A 24,291-nucleotide genomic window follows, 5' to 3' on the forward strand; every position below is an offset into this window, starting at 1 on the left:
TCATAAGTTCACGGATAATATCTAGAATTCATCACCGCTTACAAGGGATAACCATGTCCGAAACCGATCCTGGCTACTTCAGTGTGGAAAGCGACTTCGAGGCGTTGTTGGACCCGATCGAAGAGGCTCAGTTGTGGCTCTCCGAGGAGGCGCTGAATCAGGCGATGCCGAAGGCGTTTGCGCTGATGGCCCAGGTGACGGACCTGGAAAGTCACTGCCTGCCGCTGCTCAAGGGGCTGGAGAAACACGCCAAGGCCCTGGCCGAGTACCTGAATCTGCAATCGCAAAAGATCGATCTGGTGCTGCAGCAGCAGCTTAGCCAGGACCCGAACGCCCGCTACCGGGCCGAAGGACGTCGCTTCGGCGGCTCCGGCGTATCGCTGACTGTGTCGGAGCCGGTGGCAGTAGGCCAGCCGCTGGCACTTCGACTGTTCCTGCCCCGTGCTCAGGTGGCCGTTTACGCCCATGGCGAAGTCACCCAGGTGACAGAGCGCGAGCAGGGTGTCGATCTTGAGGTCGCTTTTACCGCCATCCGCGAATCGGATCAGGACCGCCTGGTGCGTGCCAGTCTGCAGATTCAGCAGCGCCTGCTGCGGGAACGGGCCGAGCGCCGCCGCGGTGGCGAGGTCTGATGCCCTTTTTTACAATGAACCCTCAACCCAATCCCAAGTCTTGCCAATGAGTCGTTTTTCCCCCCTGGATCCGCCCGCTGGCGGGCCCAACAGCAAGCTTCGCCTGACTGGCCTGGTGGGGGCCGCCCAGTCCCTGGCCATCCATAGCATGGCCGGTCGGCACAGCGGCCTTACGCTGCTGCTGACCCATGACACCCCCACCGCCCTCCATCTGGAGCAGGAGCTGCGCTACCTGTGCCGCGACACGCTGCCGATTCTGCTGTTTCCTGACCGGGAAACCCTGCCATACGACAGTTTTTCGCCCCATCAGGACATTGTCTCCCAGCGTCTGGAGGCCCTCCACGCGCTGCCCGGACTAAAACGGGGCCTGGTAATCCTGCCGGTGCCCACCGCCCTGACCCGGGTTTCTCCCCCGGAGTTTGTCGCCGGCAAAGTGGTGCGTTTCGAGCAGGGCCAGACCCTGGATGTGGAAAAGCTGCGCCAGGACCTGACCCGCGCGGGCTACCACCATGTTGATCAGGTCCGGGAGCACGGTGAGTACGCCATCCGCGGCGCCATCGTTGACCTGTTCCCCATGGGCAGCGACACCCCGCTGCGATTGGATCTGTTTGACGACGAGCTGGAGAGCATCCGCCCGTTCGATCCGGACACGCAACGCTCCGAAGGTACGCTGGCTTCAGTCCGCCTGCTGCCCGCCCGGGAGTTTCCCACTGACGAGCAGGGCATCGACCGATTCCGTTCTCACTATCGCCAGCGCTTTGAGCGGATCAGCAACGAAGCGGAGTCGATCTATCAGCAGGTCTCCAAAGGGATTCTGCCCGGTGGCGTTGAAAACTATCTTCCGCTGTTTTTCGATACCACGGCGACGGTGTTCGACTACCTGCCGACAGATACTCAGGTGCTGACCGTCGGCCCCATTCAGGAGGCCTGTGAGCGCTATCTGAGTGACGCGGAAGCCCGCTATGAAAACCAGCGGGTCGACCCATTACGCCCTCTGCTTGCCCCCCACGAGCTGTTTCTGCGCAATGAGGAGCTGTTCGGTGAGATCAAGCAGCGCGGTCGCATCCAGTTGGAAGCGGGTATCTCCGAGATTGCCAAGGCGCCTCAGGCCGATGTGCAGTCGGTCAGCGACATCGAGATCAACCACCAGTTGAAAGCCCCCCTCGCGCCCCTGCAGGAGAAACTGGCTCAATTCCCCCGCGTCCTCTTCTCGGTGGAGTCCGAGGGTCGCCGGGAGGCGCTGCTGGAACTGCTGCGCCCCGCTGGTATCAAGCCCGAGCCAGTGGAACACCTGACGGAGTTCCTGCAGAACGACCTGGCGATGGGGCTTATCGTCAGCCCGCTGGAGCACTCTGTGGTGCTGAATCGGGAAGGGGTGGCACTGATCTGCGAAGAGGAACTGCTCGGCAGCCGGGTACGCCAAAGCCGCCGCAGCCGCCAGCGCCGCAGCGTCAGTTCAGAGTCCCTTATCCGGAATCTGGCGGAGCTCAAGGTCGGGCAACCCGTTGTCCACCTCAAACACGGCATCGGCCGCTACCTGGGTTTGGAAACTCTGGAAGCGGGAGGGCTGGAATCCGAGTTCCTGATGCTGGAGTACAACGGCGGCTCAAAGCTCTACGTACCGGTCAACGCCCTGCACATGATCAGCCGCTACAGCGGCGGGGATGAAGAGACCGTTACCCTCAATAAACTGGGCTCGGAAGCCTGGGACAAAGCCCGGCGTAAAGCGGCTGAAAAAGTGCGGGATGTGGCCGCCGAGTTGCTGGACATCTACGCCCGCCGTGAAGCCAAGCCCGGCTACCCCTTCCCTATGGATGAGGTGGATTATCAGCGTTTCGCTGCCGCCTTCCCCTTTGAAGAGACGGTCGATCAGGCCGCGGCCATCGGCTCGGTATTGCGGGATATGACCAAGCCCCAGGCGATGGACCGGTTAGTGTGTGGTGACGTTGGCTTTGGCAAAACCGAGGTGGCGATGCGCGCCGCCTTTGTTGCCATCAACGGTGGCAAGCAGGTGGCGGTGTTGGTGCCCACTACTCTGCTGGCTCAGCAGCACTACGAGAACTTCCGTGACCGTTTTGCCGACTGGCCGGTCCGGGTTGAGGTGATGAGCCGTTTCCGCACCGCCTCGGAGCAGAAGAAGGTGCTGGAGCAGCTTGCCGAGGGTAAGGTCGACATTCTGATTGGCACCCACAAGCTGCTTCAGAGCGACATCAGCTTCCCCGATCTTGGCCTGCTGATCGTCGATGAGGAGCACCGATTTGGCGTGCGCCAGAAGGAGAAGATCAAAGCCCTGCGGGCGGAAGTGGACATCCTGACCCTGACCGCCACGCCGATCCCCCGGACCCTCAATATGGCGATGTCCGGCATGCGGGACCTCTCCATCATCGCCACGGCGCCCAAACGCCGCCTGTCGGTGAAAACCTTTGTGCGTCCCCAGGAGGGTGCACTGGTTCGGGAAGCGCTGATGCGGGAGATCCTCCGGGGTGGCCAGGTCTACTACCTGCACAACAGCGTGGAGACCATTGAGGACTGCGCCAAAGAGCTTTCGGCCCTGGTGCCGGAAGCCCGGGTGGGCATCGCCCATGGCCAGATGCGGGAGCGGGAGTTGGAACAGGTGATGAGCGACTTCCATCATGGTCGCTTTAATCTTCTGGTCTGCACCACCATCATCGAAACCGGTATCGACATCCCCAGTGCCAACACCATTCTGATTGAGCGGGCGGACAAGTTCGGTCTGGCTCAGTTGCACCAGCTGCGGGGCCGCGTGGGCCGCTCTCACCATCAGGCCTATGCCTACCTGCTGACGCCCGCCAAGAAGCTCACCAAGGACGCCGCCAAGCGTCTGGAAGCGATTGAGCAACTTGAGGACCTGGGGGCCGGATTCCTACTAGCCACCCAGGACCTGGAGATCCGCGGTGCCGGCGAACTGCTCGGCGACGAGCAGAGCGGTCACATCAGCAAGATCGGTTTCAGCCTCTACATGGAGATGCTGGAGCAGACGGTCAAAGCGCTGAAGTCGGGCAAGGAGCCTTCGCTGGACCAGATCCTGTCAGACCAGGCAGAACTGGAGCTGCGGATCCCGGCCCTGCTGCCGGAATCCTATCTGCCCCACGTCAACACCCGACTGGCCATCTACAAGCAGATCGCCTCCTGCACCAGCGAGGACGACCTGCTTCAGGCCAAAGTGGAGTTGGTGGACCGGTTCGGTCGCCTGCCGGATGCGGCGGAAAACCTGCTGGCGGTCACCCGCCTTAAGCTGAAGGCCACTGCACTGGGCATCCGACGCATCGAAGCGCATGCCAAGGGCGGCAGTTTCGAATTTACCGAACACACGCCAATTCAGGCACAAACCCTGATTGCCCTGCTGCAATCCAACGCCGGTCGGCTTAAGATGGACGGGCCGACCAAACTGCGGTTTATGGACGACATTGAGGCGCCCCAGGCTCGACTGGACGCCGTCACCGAATGGCTTGAAAAGCTCTCGGTGGATATCAAACAAGAGGCCACGCTTTCGTGAAATATCTGCTTCCCCTGCTGGCGGTGCTGACCAGCGTCACTAGCCCATCGGCCCTGGCCGAGGATCCCACCTGGTTCGAGGTGGAGCTGGCGGTTTTTGCCCGGCCGGATCACAGCGGTGAGATCTGGGATCAGGAACAGCCCCAGGTGAAACTGGGCAATGCCCAGGACCTGATCGGCCCTGTACTGCTGCCGGATCTCAGCCAGTTTGAAGCCGCTCTGTCTGAGTGTGACAGCAGCGAGTGGTTGCTTGATCCCACCGGGTGTCAGGCACGCCAGGACAATGCCCAGGTTCAGATGCCCTCCCGCCTGCCCTCACAGGCGGTGGCGATGCAAGCGGGCAACCCGCTGTCCGGTCAGCCCTACCTGCTGACCGCCGAACAGCTGCAGTTCAACGACGCGCTGAACCAGTTAAGCCGTCAATCCGGCTATCAGGTACTGCTGCACTCTGGCTGGCAGATGCCGGTGTATGGTCGCCGGGCCGCTCAGCCCTTCGCCATTTACGGTGGCATCAATTTCGGTGATCGTTTCCGCCTGGATGGCCACCCGCGCTTGGCCGAAGATGACCTGCTCTCCCAGTTGAGTCTGCTGACCCAGTTTGCGCCGCAAGCCCGCGGCCCCGAGGCGGTCTGGCAACTCAATGGCTGGATTAAGATCTACTTGGAGCACTTTCTCTTTATCGAGACGCGACTGGACCTGCGGGAGCAGGGTGAACGGGTATGGACCGTGGAATCCCTGGAGCGGGACCCCAACGCACTGGAGGGTGACGTTACAGAGGTGGAGGAGCGTGAACCCTTCCTGATGACCATTCCGCTGGAACAGAATCGTCGGGTACGCAGCCGGGAGATCCACTATTTCGATCACCCGAAGATGGGGGTGATTGTTCAGATCCGACGGATGGATCAGCCCCAGTCAGCGGAGGTTAACGCCACCGAGACCGACGCTCCGGTCAATCCGTAATCTCAAAATCCAGATAGAGATCGTCGCCGTCATAATCGCTGACCAGCACATCCATGACGGCGGCCTGCTCTGGCCCATGGTGAGCCCAATCTAGCAGGGCCTCTACAGCGAGGTCGCCTCCCTGGGCCAGAATCTCTACCGAGCCGTCCGCCAGATTGCGTACGTAGCCGGTAACCCCCAGCCGCTTCGCCTCCTGACGTGCGGAGGCCCGAAACCAGACTCCCTGAACTTCACCGGTGACTCTCGCCACGATTTTCTTCATTTTTCACCTCGTTACGCCGCAGACAGGCTCCGCCAATTTATCTGGCATAAGAATGTTTTAGCGAAAGGAAGTGGGGTCGTCCAGTATGGATGGCCTTGAAGAGGCAATGAATTCACACCGAAAAAAGCAGCTAACGAAACCGCTGTTAGCTGCATCGGGCGACAAACGCAAAGGCTCGGGGGGTTGACGGGTCGTTCGAACCCGACAGTCGGACTCTCGTCCAAGCGAAATCCGAGCCTGCGAGCCACAGCATACTTGGCCACAACATTTATGCAACCGGCGAATGGCGCTATAGCTTAGAGGAATGACCAGTGTCGCCCGAGCAGCAGTCAGGCGGCGGAATCTCCGCTCTGCTTTGCCTTGAACTCCGCTATCCGTTTCAGGTGCGCGCTGATCGACTTGAACTTGTGTTGCTGCTCCTCATCCCAGATCACCGGGTAATAGGGTGACAACTCCGATTCAATTCGCCCGGTATCCAGCACCGAATCCTGACGGGCCAGAATCACCAGCGAGCGCCCCTGGTTTTTGCGACGAAACTCGCTGACGCACTTGTTGCGGATATCTTCGTACTCTTCGGGGCGATCGATCTTGCCCGTCATGTTCTCTTCCGGCCACAGATTGGGATTGAACAGAACCGAGCGGATCCCGCACAGGAAGCCAACGCGCTCCGCCCAGTAACCCCCTAACCCGACACCCACGATAAGCGGGGCCGGGTCATCGGAAAGCTTGAGCTGCTTGTCCACTTCCTTAAGCAGATGCTGCATATCGTGCTTGGGATGGAGAGTGGAGTAGGACAAAAACCGCACGTCCTCCTCGATAAACTGCAGCTGCAGTACCTTTTCGTGATTTCCGGGGCTGGTGGCATCAAAGCCGTGTAGATAGATGATCACCCGTCTCTCCTTGTCGCCCGATTGAGCGCCTTCTTAGTTTACGTCCCTCAAACCACCTGCCAGCGCTACGGCGCTCTGCCAACGGGCAGAGTCGGTCAGTTCGCTCCAGCCTGGCGCAGGTTGCCCAACCATCGCCCTTACCCGCTGCGGCACCTGTTGCCAGGGCGCCAGCACCCGGGCAACCGCCAGTGCAGCCTCACCCTGGTTGCAGATAAGCGCCACGTCGCAGCCAGCGGTCAGTGCGGCATGGGTGCGCTTCAGATAATTGCCTGCCCCGGCGGCACCTGCCATGCCCAGATCATCGGAGAAGATAAGCCCTTGATAGCTCAGCTTCTCACGCAAAATCTGTTTCAGCCAGATGGCGCTGTATCCTGCCGGTTTGTCACACACCGCCGGATAGGTAACGTGCGCAGGCATGATGGCATCCAGCTTAGCGCCGAGTGCAACAAAAGGCACCATGTCCTGCGCTTCAATCTCAGCCAATGAGCGATGATCCACCGGCGCAGCAAGGTGGGAATCAGCCTCTACACTGCCGTGGCCGGGGAAGTGTTTACCCACACAGGCCATGCCCGCATCGTGCATGCCGTCGATGTAGGCACCGGCCAGAGCAGTCACCACCTCAGGCGTGGAACCGAATGCCCGCTCGCCAATGACCTGGGAGATGCCATTCAGGTCCAGCACCGGGGCAAAGCTGAAGTCGATATCAAACGCGCGCAGTTCGCTGGCCATCAGCCAGCCTAGCTCGCGAGCCCAGCTTTGTGCCTGATCTTGCTGCCCGTCAGCATTAGCCCATACTTGGCTGGCGGCCGGCAGTACGGTGAAGCCTTCGCGGAAACGCTGCACCCGACCGCCTTCGTGGTCCACCGCCAGAAGCAGCTCCGGGCGACGAGCTCGCACCGCTGAGATCAGTTGAGAAAGCTGCTCAGGGTCGGAAAAGTTACGGGTGAAGAGGATAAGGCCACCCAGGCTGTCGCAATCCAGCAGTGCTTTATCAAGATCAGTGAGTACGGTGCCAGTCAGATCGGCCATCAATGGACCCATGCTACGCTCCAAAGGTAAAGATTTCAGTCATCGGATTGGGCTGTGCTGTGCGCTAGTGTACCATCCGGCTCAATAAGATGACGTGACAGGGAAGAGAGATGATCAGCGTTTTCGATATGTTCAGCATCGGTATTGGGCCCTCCAGTTCTCATACGGTAGGCCCGATGCGCGCCGCCAATCGGTTTATCGACGACCTGCGCCAGCAGGAGCAGTTGAATCAGGTCACAGAGGTCCGCTGTGAGTTGTTTGGCTCACTGGGGCAAACCGGCAAAGGACACGGCACCGGCACCGCGGTTGTGCTTGGCCTGCTGGGAGAAGCGCCGGAAAGCGTCGATCCGGACCAGGTGCCTCACCTGCTGGAGGCCGTCGCTGAGGAGCAGGGGATGATGTTGGGTGGCACCCAGCCCATCGCCTTTACCCGCGCCAACGGCATCACCTATCACCGCCGCAAGTCGCTGCCGGAACACGCCAACGCCATGACGTTGCACGCGTACATTCGCGACACGCTGGTCTACAGCCGCACCTACTTCTCCATTGGCGGCGGTTTTGTTCTGGATGAAGACGAGATCAAGCAGAGCGACACCATCAACCAGATCACCATCCAGCAGCCCTACCCGTTCGACACCGCGCAGGAGTTGATGGATCAGTGCACAGAGCACGGCCTCTCCATCTCCAGCCTGATGATGGCCAACGAGTGCGCGGTACAGGAACGGGAAACGGTGATCGACGGGTTGTGGGAGATTTGGCAGACGATGCGAGCCTGCGTCGAGCGTGGCTGTCGCAGCGAAGGGATTCTGGCCGGGGGGCTGAAGCTGCGTCGTCGCGCGCCCGCCCTCTATCGTCGCCTGCACGCCGAGGGGATCACCAATCGGGATCCGCTGAACGCCATGGACTGGGTCAACCTGTTTGCCCTGGCCGTGAACGAGGAGAACGCCGCCGGTGGTCGGGTGGTCACCGCCCCCACCAATGGCGCCGCCGGGATCATCCCTGCGGTTCTCTCCTACTACGACAAGTTTGTCCAGCCGGTAGACCGTGAGATTTGCGCCCGCTACCTGCTCACAGCCGCCGCCATCGGCATTCTCTACAAGAAGAACGCGTCCATCTCCGGTGCCGAAGTGGGCTGCCAGGGGGAAGTTGGTGTGGCCTGTTCCATGGCTGCGGGCGCCCTGACAGAGATCCTGGGCGGCACGGTGGTCAACGTGGAGAACGCCGCCGAAATCGGCATGGAACACAACCTGGGGCTGACCTGCGACCCGGTCGGTGGGTTGGTTCAGGTGCCCTGCATCGAGCGCAACGCCATGGGGGCGGTGAAAGCGATCAACGCCTCCCGACTGGCGCTGCGGGGCGACGGCATGCATAAGGTCTCTCTGGATAAGGTGATCAAGACCATGTGGGATACCGGCATGGACATGCGCTCCAAGTACAAGGAAACCGCTAAAGGCGGCCTGGCGGTGAACATCGTCGAGTGCTGACGCAGAACCATAAAAAAACGCCCGGCGAAATGCCGGGCGTTTTTTGGGAATCCACTCAGCGCATCGGCAGTTCAATGTCCTCGAACATGGCATCGATCTGGGCCTGGTCACGCAGGCTTAACGCCTCCTCCACCCGTGGCCGGGTCAGGTGCGGGGCGAAACGCTCCATAAAGTCGTACATGTAGGTGCGCAGGAAGCTGCCTTTACGGAAGCCGATCTTGGTGGTGTTGGGCTCAAACAGATGGGATGCATCCACCACCACCAGATCATCGGTATCGTCCGGTTCCAGCGCCATGGTGGCCATCACCCCAACGCCCAGTCCCATCCGGACATAGGTTTTAAGCACGTCGGCACTGGTGGCGGAGAACACCACTCTGGGATCGCCATCAACAGTGGCAAACGCTTTCTCCAGTGCCGAGCTGCGGTTGAAGCCGAAGACGTAGGTCACCAGGGGATACTTCACCAGCTCCTCCAGGCCCACTTTGCTGCTCTGCGCCAGCGGGTGGTCCTTCGGAAATACGATGGAGCGGTTCCAGTGGTAACAGGGCAGCATCACCAGGTCGTGGAACAGGTGCATCCCCTCAGTGGCAATGGCGAAGTCCGCATCACCACGCACCGCCATCTCACAGATCTGGTCCGGGGTGGCCTGATGCATATGGAGATTGACGTTGGGGTAGCGATGAATGAATCCCTGAATCACGGATGGCAGCGCATATCGGGCCTGGGTGTGGGTGGTGGCGATGTTCAGATCACCGCGATCGGGCTGAGTGTACTCCTGCGCCGCACGCTTAATCCCTTCAACCTTGCCAAGAATGTCACCCGCGATGTCGATCACCTGCTGTCCTGCGGGTGTCACGTGCGTCAGGTGCTTGCCACTGCGGCCAAAAATCTGGATCCCCAGCTCATCCTCCAGCATACGGACCTGCTTGGAGATCCCCGGCTGGGAGGTGTAGAGGCTCTCTGCGGTGGCGGACACATTAAGGTTATTGTTCACCACTTCGACAATGTATCTCAGCTGTTGAAGCTTCATCGGCCCGTTCCTTTGCCTGAAATTCATTTAAGTTATAGCTATGCCCAGAAAACAAATCAAATCGGAATAAGCATATGCACCACAGATTCGGATATCGCCCCCTTCAGCGGATCCTTTGGCTGCTCAGTTAATGCACTGCATTATTTCGCACCTTTTGAGGTTAAGAATGCGTGTCCGAGCGGGCAATTCTATGATGAAGGGTGTAGCATAGACGGGCTTGAATTTGAGTGAAGCGGATCAGACGCTTACTGCCGTACGAACGCCATAGGCCAGTCACTTCCCTCGGTTCAGCAACACCGTTTCGGCAACAGAACAATACAGGTTAAGCCAACCATGTCCTTTACCCTCGTGATGCTTCTGCTCGGTGCCCTACTGCTGCTGATTATTGGTATCAATCTGATTCAGCAACATAAAGAGCAAGTCGAGAGCGTTAAGCGCCAGGAGATGGCCAAGCAACGCGCCATCATTGAAGAAACCGAGCAGATCCTCTCCATGGCATCGGTTCTGCCCTTTAGCAGTGCTTTGCTCATCACTCTGAACCAGCGGATCCTGGATGCTCTGGATGCGGCCGTTACCATCGACCCGAAAAATGCCGATTTGGCACGGCGAAAAGGCGACATTCGGGCTCAGTTGAATGGGCTTGCCAAGAGTGCAGAGCAGACTCCGGCACTGGAGAGCTTTGTCGTGCCCCAGAACGACAAGCAGGTTCTGGCAATGGTGCAGACCCTCAAGCGCCTCAAGGCGGTTGTGCGCAATGAGCACAGCAAGTCCCGGATGAATCACGACCAGTATGTGAACGAAAACCAGCGCATCGAGCAGTTGCAGGTTCGCATCAACGCCACCGTTCTGTTTGAGCGCGCCCGCACCGCCCTGCAGGCGGAGCAACTGGGTTCAGCCAAACAGCTGCTCTCCAAGCTGGTGGCCACACTGAACACTCATGGCGGCTCCGACCACCTGTTCAAAGACAGCATGATGGAGCGGGCGAATGGCCTGCTGGGTGAGATCGACTCTCGCCAGAAAGCCAATCTGCATCAGGTCAGCAGCGAAGCCAAAGCACCCAAAGACGATCTGGACCAACTGTTTCAACCGAAGAAGAAATGGTAAGAGACACGGTCGTGTCCTGACGGATCTGAAACGCCCCCGATATGGGGGCGTTTTTTTATGGATGTCATCGCAGACAGCGCCTCTGGCGGTTGGTATGGCTAAGCGCTTGGACCTGTGCGGGAGCGGTCCTCAGGGGCCGCCAGAAGGCTTTCAGCCCCGGCGCGCTATAGCCTCCGGGGTGGGACGGCTCGTGCCGTGGGGGCGTGACACAAAAAAGGCGCCCTTGCGGGCGCCTTCCTGTTACTTCTTCGCTTTGCTCTTCTTGGTCTGCTCTTCGACCCAGCGGCTGTTCTCGAAGCGGGCAATCCAGCCGGTTGGTTTGCCATCGACCTCGGAAGCCACGTACTGCTCCTTGGTCTTACGGCTGAACTTCACCACCGCAAGGTTGCCTTCCGGATCCGCCACCGGCGCTTCCGCCAGGTAGTAGAACTTGGGCGAGATGCGATCCTTGAAGCGCTTCAACTCCTCCACCTTGGGCGCGCGGGTTTCGCGGCTCTTCGGGAAGGTGCTGGCGGCCAGGAACAGGCCCGCGGCGCCATCGCGCAGCACGAAGTAGGCGTCAGACTTTTCGCAAGGCAGCTCCGGCAGGTGAACCGGATCCTCCTTCGGCGGCGCCACTTCACCGTTCTTAAGAAGCTTACGGGTGTTCTTACACCCGGTCTCTTTGCTGTCGGTACACGCGAAGTACTTACCGAAGCGACCATTCTTCAGCTCCATATCGGAACCGCAGCGGTCACACTCAATGATCGGGCCATCATAGCCCTTGATCTTGAAGCTGCCGCTTTCCACTTCGTAGCCATCGCACACCGGGTTGTTACCGCAGACGTGCAGTTTACGGCTCTCATCAATCAGGTAGCTGTCCATGGTGCTTTCGCACTTGGCACAACGACGCTTGGTGACCAGGGCCGCCGCTTCCTGATCGTCCGAGGTGATCGCTTCCGCTTCTTCACCCGGAGTCAGGTTGATGGTGGTCTTGCAGCGCTCCTTTGGCGGCAGGGCATAGCCGCTGCAGCCCAGGAACACACCGGTTGTGGCAGTTCTGATCCCCATCGGGCGGCTACAGGTCGGGCAAGGGATGTCGGTCATCACCATCTGGTTTGCCCGCATGCCGCCCTCTTCCGGTGCCAGCTCGGCCAGGGTCAGTTTGTCAGTGAACTCGCTGTAGAACTGATTCAGTACCGCTTTCCACTCAAGCTCTCCCTGGGCAATCTTATCCAGGTCCTGCTCCATGTCGGCGGTGAAGTCGTAGTTCAACAGGTCGGTGAAGTTTTCCACCAGACGGTCGGTCACGATCTCGCCCATCTTCTCAGCGAAGAAGCGACGGTTCTCGACTCGCACGTATCCCCGGTCCTGAATGGTGGAGATGATGCTGGCGTAAGTGGAGGGGCGACCGATTCCGCGCTTTTCAAGCTCTCTTACCAGGGAGGCTTCGTTAAACCGCGCCACCGGCTTGGTGAAGTGCTGCTTGGGATCCAGGGCAGCAAGGTTGAGCGCATCGCCCACCTGTACCGCCGGCAGGGTGGTGTCTTCGTCGCCTTTGCGACCCATCGGCGGCTGTACGCGAGTCCAGCCGTCAAACACCAGGATGCGACCCTTGGCCTTCAGCTCATAGTCGCCTGCAGTTGCCGTCACCGTGGTGGAGTCGTACTTGGCCGGCACCATCTGGCAGGCCACAAACTGACGCCAGATCAGCTCATACAGACGCTGAGCGTCACGCTCCATGGTGCTCAGGGTGGCAGCCTTTACATTGACGTCGGAAGGACGAATCGCCTCGTGCGCTTCCTGAGCGCCCTGCTTGGCACCATAGAGGTTCGGGCTTTGCGGCAGATACTGCTTGCCGTACTCCTGGCCAATGTAATCGCGCGCACTCTCCACCGCCTCTTTGCTCAGGTTGGTGGAATCGGTACGCATGTAGGTGATGTGACCCGCTTCGTAGAGTCGCTGGGCCAGGGTCATGGTCTTCTTCACCCCAAAGCCCAGACGGGTGCTCGCCGCCTGCTGCAGGGTGGAGGTAATAAAGGGCGCAGAGGGCTTGCTCTGGCTGGGCTTGTCTTCCCGCGCACTGACGGTGTAACGCGCCCCTTGCAACGCAGCTACCGCACCTTCCGCGTCGCTCTGGTTAGCCAGTTTAAGAGTTTCACCGCGATACCTGGCCACCTGCATGCGCAGGGCTTCACCGGAAGCGCTGCTCAGGTTGGCGTGCAGATCCCAGTACTCTTCCGGAACAAAGGCGCGGATTTCGCGCTCACGCTCCACCACCAGGCGCACCGCCACAGACTGAACCCGACCGGCCGAAAGACCGCGAGCCAGTTTCTTCCACAGCAGCGGGGAAACCATAAAGCCCACCACCCGGTCGAGGAATCGACGGGCCTGCTGAGCATTCACTTTGGCGTTGTTGAGGTGCAGAGGATGAGAGAAAGCTTCCTGAATCGCTGATTTGGTGATCTCGTTGAACACCACACGACGGTAGCGTTCCGGATCCCCACCAATCACCTCCTGGAGGTGCCAGGCGATCGCTTCCCCTTCTCTATCCAAATCCGTTGCGAGATAGACGGTATCGGCTTTTTCAGCCAGGGTTTGCAGCTCTTTGACCACCTTCTCTTTGCCGGGAAGGACCTGGTAGTTGGCTTTCCAACCGTGCTCAGGGTCGACCCCCATGCGGCCGATCAGGCTCTGATAGTCCCGATCGCGCTTGTAGGCCGCCTTTGCCTCGGGATCCATCTTGCGGACCTCGGCAGCGGTTTTGGCAGGGGGGGTCTTTTCAGCAGCCTGACCACCAGAAGTGGGCAGATCGCGGATATGACCCACGGAGGACTTCACGATGAAATCCTTGCCGAGATATTTGTTAATCGTTTTCGCCTTGGCTGGCGACTCCACAATGACCAGGGATTTGCCCATATCGACGGGGTGAGACCTTTTTTCAGCGTTGGAAGAGAATTGGCACCATATATAGTGGCATGAGTCGGCAGATTCAACCCTAGCGACCAAGGATGCCAAGCACTTAGACGCTTTTTGTCCAGTTAAAAAATTTTTTGAGACTAAAAACGCAATTTCAAAAAGTAGTAATGCATCGGCCAGCGACAAGCAAGCAATAGTTATGCATATGTTGCCAAAGCGCCGCTTTTTCATCCCTTGAGCGGCCGCTTGTTGCACGTATACTGGCGGAAAATTCCACGAGCTGTGGCGTAGGACACGCACCCTTTTCCCCGCCTGCAACCGGACGATTGTCCGAGCCGAAACAGCCCCCATCAAAGGAAGGACCATGAATCATCTTGAAGCGAATTTTGACGGCCTGGTGGGCCCGACGCACAACTACGCCGGACTCTCATTCGGCAACGTCGCCTCTCAGAGTAATGCGGCGGCGATCTCCAACCCCAAAGCCGCGGCGCTTCAGGGCCTGGCCAAAATGAAGGCCCTGCACGATATGGGCATGACTCAGGGCGTTCTGGCCCCGCAGCAACGTCCTGATCTGGATGTGTTGCGCCGCCTGGGCTTTGACGGCAATGATGCCCAGGTGCTGGACAAAGCCTACCGTCAGGCACCCCCAATTCTGCGCGCCGCCTACTCCGCCTCCAGCATGTGGACCGCCAATGCGGCAACCGTTTCCCCCAGCGCGGACAGCGCCGATGGCAAAGTGCACTTCACCCCGGCCAACCTGGTGAACAAGTTCCACCGCTCCATCGAGCCGGAAGTCACCGGCCGCATCCTTAAAGCCACCTTTGCCGATGCCGACCGATTTGTGCATCACCAGCACCTGCCTGAGCACGACCAGTTCGGTGACGAGGGCGCTGCCAATCACACCCGTCTCTGCCGCGACTATGGCACGCCGGGCCTGCAGCTCTTCGTTTACGGCCGCTACGGATTTGATGCCAGTAAACCGGCCCCCAAACGCTACCCTGCCCGCCAGACCCGTGAGGCCAGCGAAGCGGTTGCCCGTCTGCATCAACTGGGTGAACACAACACGGTTTACATCCAGCAGAACCCCGATGTGATTGATCAGGGCGTGTTCCATAACGACGTGATCGCCGTGGGCAATCAGAACGTGCTGTTCTATCACGAAGAGGCGTTTCTCAATACCGATGCGGCGCTGGCCGAGATCCAGGCCAAATTTGGCGACAGCCCACTGCACTTTATTAAAGTGAGCACGGAGCAGGTGGGGCTTCAGGACGCCGTGAAAAGTTACCTGTTCAACACCCAGATCCTGACGCTGCCCAACGGTGAAATGACCATCATCGCACCGAGCGAGTGTCAGGAGAACCCGGCAGTGTTCGCCTACCTGAACGACCTGGTGAAACAGAGCACCCCGATCCGTCAGGTGCGCTACTTTGACGTCAAGCAGAGCATGCAAAACGGCGGTGGTCCCGCCTGTCTGCGCCTGCGTGTGGCACTGTCTGAACAGGAGAAGGCTGCGGTGAATCCGGCCACGCTGATGAGCGAGAGCAAATACGCCGAACTGACCGGTTGGGTCGAAAAGCACTACCGGGACCGCCTGACCGCGGAGGACCTGCGGGATCCTCAGTTGGTGGTGGAATCCCATCAGGCGCTGGATGATCTGACCCGAATCCTCAACCTCGGCAATCTCTATCCGTTCCAGCGCTGAGGTTAAAGCCAATAAAAAAGGGCGCCCTGAGGCGCCCTTTTTTTATGCGGTTCCCGGTCAGGGAGTCGCGATGGGGTCAATGTTGATGGCGTCGGAGGAAACCAGACCCTTCGGCGTTTCCACCTCCACCCGCAGCACGCCGTATCCATCCGAAGTATCGACCCCGATAGAATACCGGCCCACACCACAGGTGCTGCGAGTATCCTGCAGCAGTTCCCCTTCATTGGAAACGTGGTAGATCGCCCGAGCGGTGCTGCCCATGGAGTAGCCGCTGCGGCCCGCGGTTTTCAACGGCTCATCCGCAGTAAAGCGAATGGTGCTGTCATAGGGCACCGGATTAAGGGTGCCGTCGTAGGCGAGGTCCATCACACAGGCTACCGCGGTACCAGGCTCTTCGAGGCGCTCCGCCATCCAGGGCAGATTGGTCTGGTTGTTCCAGCAGTCGTACCAGTTCAGCCCATCGCCATCCTCATCGGAGGCGTCCAGGTGGCAGAAATAGGCAAATGGACTCGCGCCGGACATCACAATCACACCGGCGCTGTTCACATCCACCAGCTCCTGGCTGCACTGACCATTGGTCAGAGCGGCCCCCTGACAGAGGATGCCGTTGTACTGACCATCCACGTCATCGAATGCGCCGCTCTGATTACGATCGATCAGCTGTTCGATCTCATCAAAACCACCATCCTCATTCTCATCGACGTAGGCTTCATGCTCATCGAAACGGGGATCAAACTCACCGTTATCAAACAGACCGTTACCGTTCTTATCGATAAAGGACTCCTCCCCCTCGGCGAAGGCCATAACGGTGACGCGACCATTCTCCGGGCGGAAATCCTGGGATACCCAGTTCACGCTGCAGCCGCCATTGCTGGTCACGCATCGGGACTCAATCGATCCCCCTTCGGTGATAAAGGAGATCGCCGTGCCATCCGGCACCGGATTGTTAAAGTGGTCGGCCGCCAGCACATTGACCGACACCACAACGCCGTCATAGAGCCAGGCTTCCGGATTCTGCACAGAGAAGCTCAGGGAGAAGCTGTCCTTATCGGGCAAGCCGGTACCCACACTCAACTCTTTGGACACACTGGCAATCACCGGATCACTGTCCACCACTTCCGCTTGTACCCGTACGGAGCCAGGCAGGTTGCCAGAACGCAGTGTGGTGGAAACGTAACCTTCGCTGTTGCTGCGGGCCAAATTGGTGTTCATCGACACCTTCTCTTCCCCGCTGGCCAGGATAAAGCTGACGTCTACCCCCTGCTTGGGTCGCCCGGACTCATCCAGCACCTGGAACGTCACCACGGAACTGGTGTTGCCGCCGGTACCATCCAGTTGCAGATAATCCGGCGTCGCGGACACGTATTGAATGCTCGCAACCGGGGTTGTGGCCAACGCCACCGTGATGCTGTCAGTGGCAACATCGGTACCCAGGGTCAGGGTTGCGGTGATCTGGTCCTGCTGGTCACAGCCTGCGGGCTTGTAGGTCGCCACCGCCTGACCCTCATTGGCCATCACCTGAGCATCGATCTCAGCGTTGCCTGCCAGGCTGCAGGTGGAGGAGAAGTTCACCAGCGCCGGTTCGAGGTAGGGCTCGCCATCCACCGCCAGGGCGGCGGTAATCGCCAGCGTTGAACCATCCGCCAGGGTTTGGCCTTCGCCAAGGGGACTGCTCAGGGTCAAGTCCACGTCGATGGCGTTGATCTCGGCAAACAGGCTGGCGGTGGTGTCGGCGTAACTCCCCTGGACCGTGACAATCCCTTCACCGTCATTGGCTTGCAGGCGCAACAACGCCGTGCCATCGGTTCCGGTCAGGACTCGGCCATCAGAGGGGATCAGGGCACCTTTATCCGAGCTAACCTCGACCAGTTCGCCGGTAACGCGCTCCCCATCCCGCTGCGCCACAACCTGCAATACCGCAGGGCGTTGAGCATCGAACTGGCTGGTCTTGGTGCAATCGGTCAGTGTGTCGGCGTTGGGGTCCGGACAGGACCACATGGAGAGCATCAGAGTATGAACGGCGTCCGCCGGAGGGTTGGTGGGATCGACGGGTCCGGCACCAGGATCCGAGCCCCCTTCTAACGAACCGCCTCCACTGCATCCGGTTAATGACACCAAAGCGCACGCACACAGAAGTGGCAAGTGAGATAGCCTCATCGCAAACATCCTGTAAAGTAATGACAATCTTTAATATTCCCTTAAGCAACGCTTAGGTTAATTTATGTAACCACAAATGCCACGCTTTATTTTCCTTGGGCCACACCATTTAACGATCGCCCTACTTTTGCTACCTTTTCGGGGTTTTTCGCACCATAGGGTTCCTGCTAGGCTTACCCCACGATAAAAACGATAAATATGTTAAGGAAGTTACATGTCTGCTAAATCAACCGGGAAAATGGGCCTAACGGCCAAGATCCTGCTGGCAATGGTCGCGGGTCTGGTCATCGGCCTGGCACTGCGCCTGCTGCTCCCCGGAAACGCGTTTGTTGAAGACATCTTCACTAACGGGATTTTCAACGTGCTGGGCGCGCTGTTTGTATCTGCCCTGCGCATGCTGGTGGTTCCTCTGGTGTTCGTCTCTCTGGTGTGCGGCACTGCGACCCTGTCCGATCCTTCTCGTCTGGGGCGCCTCGGAGGCAAAACCCTGGCGCTCTACCTATTCACCACCGCCGTGGCCATCTCTCTGGCTCTGGGCGCCGCACTGCTGGTACAGCCCGGTGACGCCACCATGCAGGCCGCGAACATGAGCTATGCGGCCAAGGAAGCGCCGTCAATCTCCGACGTGATCATCGGCCTGGTACCGAAGAACCCCATCAACGCGATGGTGGAAGGCAACATGCTGCAGATCATCGTGTTCGCCATCCTGTTTGGTTTCTCCATCGCCCACATTGGTGAGCGTGGAGAGCGCCTGCGCCAGTTCTTCATCGACCTCAACGAAGTGATGATGAAGCTGGTTACCCTAGTGATGGCCATTGCGCCCATCGGGGTGTTTGGCCTGATCGCCAAACTGACCCTGACCCTGGGCATGGAAACCTTCGGCTCCGTAGTGAAGTACTTCGTGCTGGTGCTGGTGGTGCTCATCGTTCACGCTCTGGTGGTCTACCCGCTGCTGGTCAGCACCCTCAGCGGTCTGAACCCGATGACCTTCCTGAAGAAGATGCGCAGTGTTCAGCTGTTCGCCTTCTCCACCGCCAGCTCCGCCGCCACCCTGCCGATCTCCATTGAGAACGCCAACTACCGCCTGGGTGTGAGCAACCGCGTCAGTTCCTTCACCCTGCCTCTGGGCGCCACCGTCAACATGGACGGTACCGCCATCATGCAGGGTGTCGCCACCGTGTTTATCGCCCAGGTATTCGGTATCGACCTGAGCGTTTCCGACATGCTGATGGTGATTCTGACCGCTACCCTGGCATCCATCGGGACTGCGGGTGTGCCTGGCGTTGGCCTCATCATGCTGGCCATGGTGCTGCAACAGGTGAACCTGCCGGTTGAAGGGATCGCCCTGATTCTGGGTGTTGACCGTCTGCTGGATATGGTTCGGACCGCCGTTAACGTCACCGGTGACGCTGCGGTTTCCGTAGTAGTGGCCTCCTCAGAGGGGGAACTGTCCCGCGAAACCTTCGATGATCCGATGGCCGGTCAGAGCAAACTTGATATCGATGCCGTACCTCACGTGCGCCAGTAATCACAGAGTTTGCTGACTGGAAAGGCGAGCCAACCGGCTCGCCTTTCTGTTTCCGGACTGGCACTGCGACAAGATGAATCTGGAGTTGGTGGAGGCAGGATAGGGGTTCACTCAGCGCACGAACTGGATGAGCCAGCCGTACCCGCGATAAGGGCTTCTGGGTTCACTTCTCTGCGATTCTCGCTCCGAAAACATCCCCGTTAGTGCCCTCTACCCACAACGCCGCCACATACTGCGGAGAGTCCGCGGCGTTATCGCCTTACTGAAAGCGAAGCTGGCATCTAAACCACGGTTCTCCGACTCGAGACTGCGGGCGACCATCCCTGGGGTACACCAACGCCAGGCAGTAGCAGATAAGAACAACAAAGCCGGCAAATTGCCGGCTTTGTTCTTTCTCGATTGACGCTCAGTGAGGCCGCTGTGTCAGCTCCGCCAGTTTCAGCGTACCCCGCTCCACCGCGCTCTCCGCTGCGCGTCCAAAGCGCTTGGCGAGATTCTTCTTCTCTTCGTACTGCAGCTGAAGGATCTCCTTGCCCTGGGCCATCAGGAAATCATCGGAGGTCTGGATGGCGTCCACCAGGCCCAGGTCCTTCGCCTGAAGCCCAAACCAGTGCTCTCCGGTAGCCACCTTGTCCAGGTCCAGCTCTGGCCGATAACGCTGAACAAACTCCTTAAACAGCACATGGGTCTGCTCCAGCTCCTCCCGGAACTTCTCACGACCCGCATCGTTGTTCTCGCCAAACATGGTCAGGGTGCGTTTAAAGTCCCCTGCTGTGTGCTGTTCGAAATCGATGTCGTGCTTCTTAAGCAGCTTGTTGAAGTTGGGGATCTGGGCGATAACGCCGATGGAGCCGACAATGGCAAAAGGCGCCGCGATGATCTTGTCCGCCACGCACGCCATCATATAGCCGCCACTGGCAGCAACCTTGTCGACGGCGATGGTCAGGGGGATTTTGGCCTGACGGATACGGTCCAGCTGGCTGGCTGCCAGCCCATAGGCGTGCACCATGCCGCCACCGCTCTCAACCCGCACCAGCACCTCATCCTTGGCTTCCGCCACGGTCAACAGTGCCGAGATCTCTTCACGCAGTTGATTGACCTGAGCCGCATCGATACCGGCTTTAAAGTCGATTAGGAACAGGCGCCCTTCGCGCTCCTGCCCCTTGTTCGCCTTGGCTTTGGCCTTCTCGTCCGCCTTGCGGGCCTTATCGCGGGCTTTCAGCTGGTCATCGCTGAGCAACTGGTGGTTCAGCTTCTCTTCATACTCATGGAACTTGTCGGTCAGGTTGTGAACCTTCAACTCCCCTTTCGTCCCTTTTCCCGCACGGTTGGCGGCAGCGGCGGCGACGATCACAGCCACAATGGCTGCCACCAGGGTCACCGCCTTGGCCAGAAACAGGCCATACTCGTATAGAAACTCCAAGGTACTCTCCTAAAGGGAACTTTTGCCCTAGTGTACTCATAGGCGCCACACAGAAAAAAGGCCCGGTCACAGACCGGGCCTTTTTCATACAGGATTTCCGCCGTTACTCGGCGCAGACTCCGTCTTTGATCAGGCAACCGTTACCGACGCTGATGGTACGACCCTGAGTCAGAGCGTGATCCGCCACCTGAGTCTGCATCTCAACCGTCACCAGCGGAGCGATGTTCGGATCCACACCCGGAATACCACCAGTGCTGGGATCGATCAGCGAGCTATGCTGGCCTTTGGTAAAGCGCACAACCCCACTCACACGACCCGCAGAGTTGGAAGTGGTTTCGGTAATCGGCTGCAGGCCCAACGCGCGGATCAGCGGCTCAGTACCGGCCAGCGGGAAGCCTTCGACGGTGTTGGGCAGTGTCTGATCCTGAGGGTTAGTGCCGCCCTCTTCCAGATCACCCACCACTTCAATCAGGTGCACGGGCGTGGTGTCCTTCGCCATGCCCAACAGTGCGCCGTGGTTGATCGGGTCCATGGACTCGATGGCCGTCTGCACCGCAAAAGCAAACGGCGGGATCACCTCAGCTTCTACCTGAGCCACTACCGCAGCACACTCCGGAGACTCGATAATGCCGCCGGTGCTCTCATCGATACACTGTGGCGCTAATTCACTGACCAGAGTCACGATCAGCACCGGATTAAAGGTAGGTGAGCCCACAAAGGTGCCCGCCAAACCACCGGACGGTGCCACCAGAGAGGCGTTACTCAAGGCATAGGGGTTCGGTCCCAGTTCCGGATTCCACAGGGTGGTGTAGGTGGCCGCACCGGTACCGACAATGCCGCCCAGGCTTAAGCCCTGCAGGCTGACCTTATCCATATCAAACAGCGGCGCTTGGCCCGCACCAACCTGAGCCATAGTCAGTCCAGTCAGTGCCAGACGCAGAGCGAGGTTATCAACAATGCCCTGGCGGAAGTTATCGCGCACAGACAGGGTGCTGCCGATGTTTACAAACGCCAGCGGATTGCCGTTGTCGTAGGCGTTGGTGCCCAGCAAAGCGCCTACGCTGGGATCCGTCGCACTCACTGCAAATACACCATCTGGTCCCATCAGCGCAGAGCGGGCACCATGCAGCGGCATATCGATGGAAACGGTGGCAATGCCTTTGGCGGCGTAAGTGCCAGCGGGGATCAGATTAAGCTCTTTCACACCACCCAGACCATGCAGAGTCAGGGCCACCGGCCAGCCTGCGGTCGGCGGAGACCAGGGTGCCCCCTGGGAGGCGTAGAACTGCTGCACACGCTCCCCGTCCGGGATGGTCATCTGTACCGGGATGGTGACACGCTCAGTAGGCGCAGGAACCGGGTTAAAACGGGTCAGGTGGCGAACGGCATCCACCGGCTCACCGGCGTCTGTCACAAAACTGGCACCCACCAGTACCGAGGGATCGACCAGGGCTTCGTTCGGGTCAATGCCTTGGGCAATCGCCTGCGTAGCAAAGCTCTCCTGGCTCAGCAGACCGCCCTGTACTGCCTGCAGTACCGCGACCGGGCTGTCTCCCAGAGCCGTCCAGCGGCCATTGATATCGCCACCGTTTTCGAGGCTGGGCATCACCTGGTAGTACGGAATGGTCAGCTCGGCGGTGTACATATCGGCCAGATCGGCGACAACACAGGCAAAATCGTTGGGGTCACAGTCCGGCAGACCGTCGCCATCAAGATCGCCACCCTTCATACCAAGCGCTTCCGCAACGGTTACAACACCGAATTGCGGGTTGCCGGGGACCCGGAACATCGGAGCCAGGTTTTTGAAGTCGGGTTTGAAGGCCGCATGGGCCGGATCCGGAGACACCATCAACTGAGAAAGGGTACCCACCACGTTGGTGACAGACTGAGTGGTGAATACGCCAGTGTAAGTGATGCTTTCCTTGTCCACAGAGTGGGCGGCAGCAAGGGAGTTTTCGTAGTTGTTTACCAGACCCTGCAGCAGCAGTTGGTCTGGTGTTACCAGCGGTGCGGTATTGATGTCCTGCTTCAGCAGTTCATAGGTGACGGACGGCATCACCGTCTGGCCTTCGGAATCGCTGATCTGGGTGGTGGTGATCACTGCATAGCTGCTTGATGGCTGCAGCGGCTTGAGCGGTACCATATTGATGGTATTGCCTGAAGGTGCGGTGATGAAGTCCTCACCGAAAATCAGCTCATCGCCCACTTTACAAATACTGAGAGACTCACCGCCGGCACACTCCGGATCGGGGCTCAACGGACCGCCCAAAGTGACCTCGAAGACGCGCACCGCGCCCGGTGCTGCCGCAGACGCCGCATCAAGTTCAATATCATCACCGCCAGGTACCACGGTAATGCTCATCGGCATGGTGGTGGACCAGCCATCCAGCGCGCCCAGCGCAATCTGCGGATCGGTGTAGTCGCCACTCTCGGCTTCACCCGGGATCTCAAGCGTCCCGTCGAAGGTGCCGGAGAAAAGCAGATCGTTTGGCAGTGCGAGCACGCCGGCGCCGGGATCAAACGCGACCCGAGAGAACGGAACCGGTGATGGTGTGTTCTCGATGATTTCCTCGTAGCTGTCGCCGCTACACCCCACCAGCCCCAGGGCCGATGCGACAGCCGCGCTGAGCAACAAACGTTTCATTGGCTCTCCCCATTCCTTTGCTTTTATTTTGTCTTCCGGACCACTTTTGGTCACAATAACGGCCTGCAATGCCGGACGGGATCACACCTCCGGCATCGGGCAACATTAGCCAAAGTAACGCAAAATCCTATGGTTAGCTACACTTTTGCAACCTTGCCGCAGCACAAAACAACAACGTGAACAACCATTTGTTTAAAACAGCAGTTTAACTTTGCGGCAACCCTTGAAATCAGGGGCTTTAAGCCGAACCAGTCGAGTAATAGCATGTTGGAATACTCTGCCTCACCCGAACTCCTGAAAGACAAAGTGATCCTGGTCACCGGCGCCGGTGATGGCATCGGTAAGGAAGCCGCCTGTCAATTCGCCGCCCACGGTGCCACCGTGATCCTGTTGGGCCGTACCGTTAAGAAGCTGGAAGCGGTCTACGACGCGATTGTCGCCGCCGGTGGCCCCGAGCCCGCCATCGTTCCCCTGGATGCCAAAGGGGCCACTGAACAGAACTACATGGACCTGGCGGACACCATTGAGGAGCAGTTTGGTCGCCTGGATGGCCTGCTGCACAACGCTGCGGTTCTGGGCGCCCTGTCTCCCTTCGAGCAACTGGGCAAAGAGATGTTTGATGAGGTGATGCAGGTTAACGTCACCGCTCAGTTCATGATGACCAAGGCCCTGCTGCCGGTGATCAAGAAGGCCCCCCATGGCTCTATCGTCTTTACCTCCTCCGGGGTGGGTCGCAAAGGTCGGGCTTTCTGGGGCGCCTACGCCATCTCCAAGTTCGCTACCGAAGGGATGATGGAGACCCTGGCCGATGAGTTGGATGGCTCCAGCGTGCGCGCCAACTGCATCAACCCCGGCGCCACCCGCACCAGCATGCGCGCCACCGCCTTCCCGGCCGAGGACCCGCAAACCCTGCGCACCGCCGCAGAGCTGATGCCCACCTACCTCTACCTGATGGGCGACGACAGCCTGGCGGTTAACGGCCAGAGCCTGGACGCCCAGCCCAAGCGCTGAGGCAACAAAAAAGGGCACCTT

General features: G+C 59.2%; 16 protein-coding genes. 8 read left to right on the forward strand and 8 right to left on the reverse strand.

What is annotated here, in order from left to right; translation table 11 throughout:
- Nucleotides 1-53: 53 nt before the first annotated feature.
- From KUV52_RS00665 to KUV52_RS00675, 3 genes are read left to right on the forward strand one after another with little or no spacing between them, the layout of a single operon-like run.
- A complete protein-coding gene (locus tag KUV52_RS00665; protein ID WP_222524013.1) occupies nt 54-632 on the forward strand; it encodes a PilZ domain-containing protein in 579 nt (192 codons plus the stop codon).
- A gap of 46 nt (nt 633-678) precedes the next feature.
- Complete coding sequence (gene mfd, locus KUV52_RS00670; RefSeq protein WP_222524014.1) at nt 679-4,149, forward strand: transcription-repair coupling factor; 3,471 nt, start codon at nt 679-681, stop codon at nt 4,147-4,149.
- The gene (locus tag KUV52_RS00675; RefSeq protein ID WP_222524015.1) at nt 4,146-5,108 is read left to right on the forward strand and encodes a CsiV family protein; all 963 of its coding nucleotides are present in this window, start codon (nt 4,146-4,148) and stop codon (nt 5,106-5,108) included. Before mfd ends, KUV52_RS00675 begins: the two co-directional genes overlap by 4 nt.
- Here KUV52_RS00675 and KUV52_RS00680 read toward each other — a convergent pair.
- The 3 genes from KUV52_RS00680 to nagZ all read right to left on the reverse strand — a co-directional run bounded on the left by KUV52_RS00680 (nt 5,098) and on the right by nagZ (nt 7,301).
- Nucleotides 5,098-5,370, reverse strand: a complete 273-nt coding sequence (locus KUV52_RS00680; RefSeq protein ID WP_222524016.1) for an acylphosphatase — start codon at nt 5,368-5,370, stop codon at nt 5,098-5,100. The genes KUV52_RS00675 and KUV52_RS00680 overlap by 11 nt on opposite strands.
- 329 nt (nt 5,371-5,699) lie before the next feature.
- Nucleotides 5,700-6,260, reverse strand: coding sequence for an alpha/beta hydrolase YcfP (ycfP, locus tag KUV52_RS00685; protein ID WP_222524017.1), 561 nt, complete (start codon nt 6,258-6,260; stop codon nt 5,700-5,702).
- Between the two features lie 33 nt (nt 6,261-6,293).
- Nucleotides 6,294-7,301, reverse strand: coding sequence for a beta-N-acetylhexosaminidase (nagZ, locus tag KUV52_RS00690; RefSeq protein ID WP_222524018.1), 1,008 nt, complete (start codon nt 7,299-7,301; stop codon nt 6,294-6,296).
- Nucleotides 7,302-7,399: 98 nt separating this feature from the next.
- Here nagZ and KUV52_RS00695 point away from each other — a divergent pair, with 98 nt between their 5' ends.
- Nucleotides 7,400-8,773, forward strand: a complete 1,374-nt coding sequence (locus KUV52_RS00695; RefSeq protein ID WP_222524019.1) for an L-serine ammonia-lyase — start codon at nt 7,400-7,402, stop codon at nt 8,771-8,773.
- 55 nt (nt 8,774-8,828) lie between these two features.
- On the opposite strand, the gene cysB is transcribed toward KUV52_RS00695, so the two are convergent.
- Nucleotides 8,829-9,803 (reverse strand): HTH-type transcriptional regulator CysB, encoded by a 975-nt coding sequence (gene cysB, locus KUV52_RS00700; protein ID WP_222524020.1) that lies wholly within the window; start codon nt 9,801-9,803, stop codon nt 8,829-8,831.
- Between the two features lie 333 nt (nt 9,804-10,136).
- Here cysB and KUV52_RS00705 point away from each other — a divergent pair, with 333 nt between their 5' ends.
- The gene (locus KUV52_RS00705) at nt 10,137-10,907 is read left to right on the forward strand and encodes a hypothetical protein (protein ID WP_222524021.1); all 771 of its coding nucleotides are present in this window, start codon (nt 10,137-10,139) and stop codon (nt 10,905-10,907) included.
- 240 nt (nt 10,908-11,147) lie between these two features.
- Here KUV52_RS00705 and topA read toward each other — a convergent pair whose 3' ends face one another.
- Complete coding sequence (topA, locus tag KUV52_RS00710; RefSeq protein WP_222524022.1) at nt 11,148-13,805, reverse strand: type I DNA topoisomerase; 2,658 nt, start codon at nt 13,803-13,805, stop codon at nt 11,148-11,150.
- A 364-nt stretch (nt 13,806-14,169) separates the two neighbouring features.
- Between topA and astB the strand changes: the two genes are divergently transcribed.
- The gene (gene astB, locus KUV52_RS00715; protein WP_222524023.1) at nt 14,170-15,507 is read left to right on the forward strand and encodes an N-succinylarginine dihydrolase; all 1,338 of its coding nucleotides are present in this window, start codon (nt 14,170-14,172) and stop codon (nt 15,505-15,507) included.
- A gap of 57 nt (nt 15,508-15,564) precedes the next feature.
- On the opposite strand, the gene KUV52_RS00720 is transcribed toward astB, so the two are convergent.
- Nucleotides 15,565-17,622 (reverse strand): hypothetical protein, encoded by a 2,058-nt coding sequence (locus KUV52_RS00720; RefSeq protein WP_222524024.1) that lies wholly within the window; start codon nt 17,620-17,622, stop codon nt 15,565-15,567.
- Between the two features lie 256 nt (nt 17,623-17,878).
- Between KUV52_RS00720 and KUV52_RS00725 the strand changes: the two genes are divergently transcribed.
- Nucleotides 17,879-19,192 (forward strand): dicarboxylate/amino acid:cation symporter, encoded by a 1,314-nt coding sequence (locus KUV52_RS00725; RefSeq protein ID WP_222524025.1) that lies wholly within the window; start codon nt 17,879-17,881, stop codon nt 19,190-19,192.
- Between the two features lie 406 nt (nt 19,193-19,598).
- On the opposite strand, the gene sohB is transcribed toward KUV52_RS00725, so the two are convergent.
- The gene (sohB, locus tag KUV52_RS00730; RefSeq protein WP_222524026.1) at nt 19,599-20,615 is read right to left on the reverse strand and encodes a protease SohB; all 1,017 of its coding nucleotides are present in this window, start codon (nt 20,613-20,615) and stop codon (nt 19,599-19,601) included.
- Between the two features lie 103 nt (nt 20,616-20,718).
- A complete protein-coding gene (locus KUV52_RS00735) occupies nt 20,719-23,259 on the reverse strand; it encodes a VolA/Pla-1 family phospholipase (RefSeq protein ID WP_222524027.1) in 2,541 nt (846 codons plus the stop codon).
- A 264-nt stretch (nt 23,260-23,523) separates the two neighbouring features.
- Here KUV52_RS00735 and KUV52_RS00740 point away from each other — a divergent pair, with 264 nt between their 5' ends.
- On the forward strand, nt 23,524-24,270 hold the full coding sequence (locus KUV52_RS00740; protein ID WP_222524028.1) for a YciK family oxidoreductase: 747 nt from the start codon (nt 23,524-23,526) through the stop codon (nt 24,268-24,270).
- The last annotated feature ends 21 nt before the right edge of the window (nt 24,271-24,291 follow it).

Origin of the sequence: Ferrimonas balearica, from assembly GCF_019802055.1 — a bacterium.
GTDB lineage: Bacteria > Pseudomonadota > Gammaproteobacteria > Enterobacterales > Shewanellaceae > Ferrimonas > Ferrimonas balearica_A.

What these genes read in the sequence shown, in the direction of transcription:
- topA (WP_222524022.1), bottom strand. Translation starts at nt 13,805, where the DNA reads ATGGGCAAATCCCTGGTCATTGTGGAGTCGCCAGCCAAGGCGAAAACG.
- KUV52_RS00725 (WP_222524025.1), top strand. Translation starts at nt 17,879, where the DNA reads ATGTCTGCTAAATCAACCGGGAAAATGGGCCTAACGGCCAAGATCCTG.
- KUV52_RS00740 (WP_222524028.1), top strand. Translation starts at nt 23,524, where the DNA reads ATGTTGGAATACTCTGCCTCACCCGAACTCCTGAAAGACAAAGTGATC.
- KUV52_RS00680 (WP_222524016.1), bottom strand. Translation starts at nt 5,370, where the DNA reads ATGAAGAAAATCGTGGCGAGAGTCACCGGTGAAGTTCAGGGAGTCTGG.
- mfd (WP_222524014.1), top strand. Translation starts at nt 679, where the DNA reads ATGAGTCGTTTTTCCCCCCTGGATCCGCCCGCTGGCGGGCCCAACAGC.
- KUV52_RS00665 (WP_222524013.1), top strand. Translation starts at nt 54, where the DNA reads ATGTCCGAAACCGATCCTGGCTACTTCAGTGTGGAAAGCGACTTCGAG.
- KUV52_RS00735 (WP_222524027.1), bottom strand. Translation starts at nt 23,259, where the DNA reads ATGAAACGTTTGTTGCTCAGCGCGGCTGTCGCATCGGCCCTGGGGCTG.
- cysB (WP_222524020.1), bottom strand. Translation starts at nt 9,803, where the DNA reads ATGAAGCTTCAACAGCTGAGATACATTGTCGAAGTGGTGAACAATAAC.
- KUV52_RS00705 (WP_222524021.1), top strand. Translation starts at nt 10,137, where the DNA reads ATGTCCTTTACCCTCGTGATGCTTCTGCTCGGTGCCCTACTGCTGCTG.
- nagZ (WP_222524018.1), bottom strand. Translation starts at nt 7,301, where the DNA reads ATGGGTCCATTGATGGCCGATCTGACTGGCACCGTACTCACTGATCTT.
- KUV52_RS00695 (WP_222524019.1), top strand. Translation starts at nt 7,400, where the DNA reads ATGATCAGCGTTTTCGATATGTTCAGCATCGGTATTGGGCCCTCCAGT.
- astB (WP_222524023.1), top strand. Translation starts at nt 14,170, where the DNA reads ATGAATCATCTTGAAGCGAATTTTGACGGCCTGGTGGGCCCGACGCAC.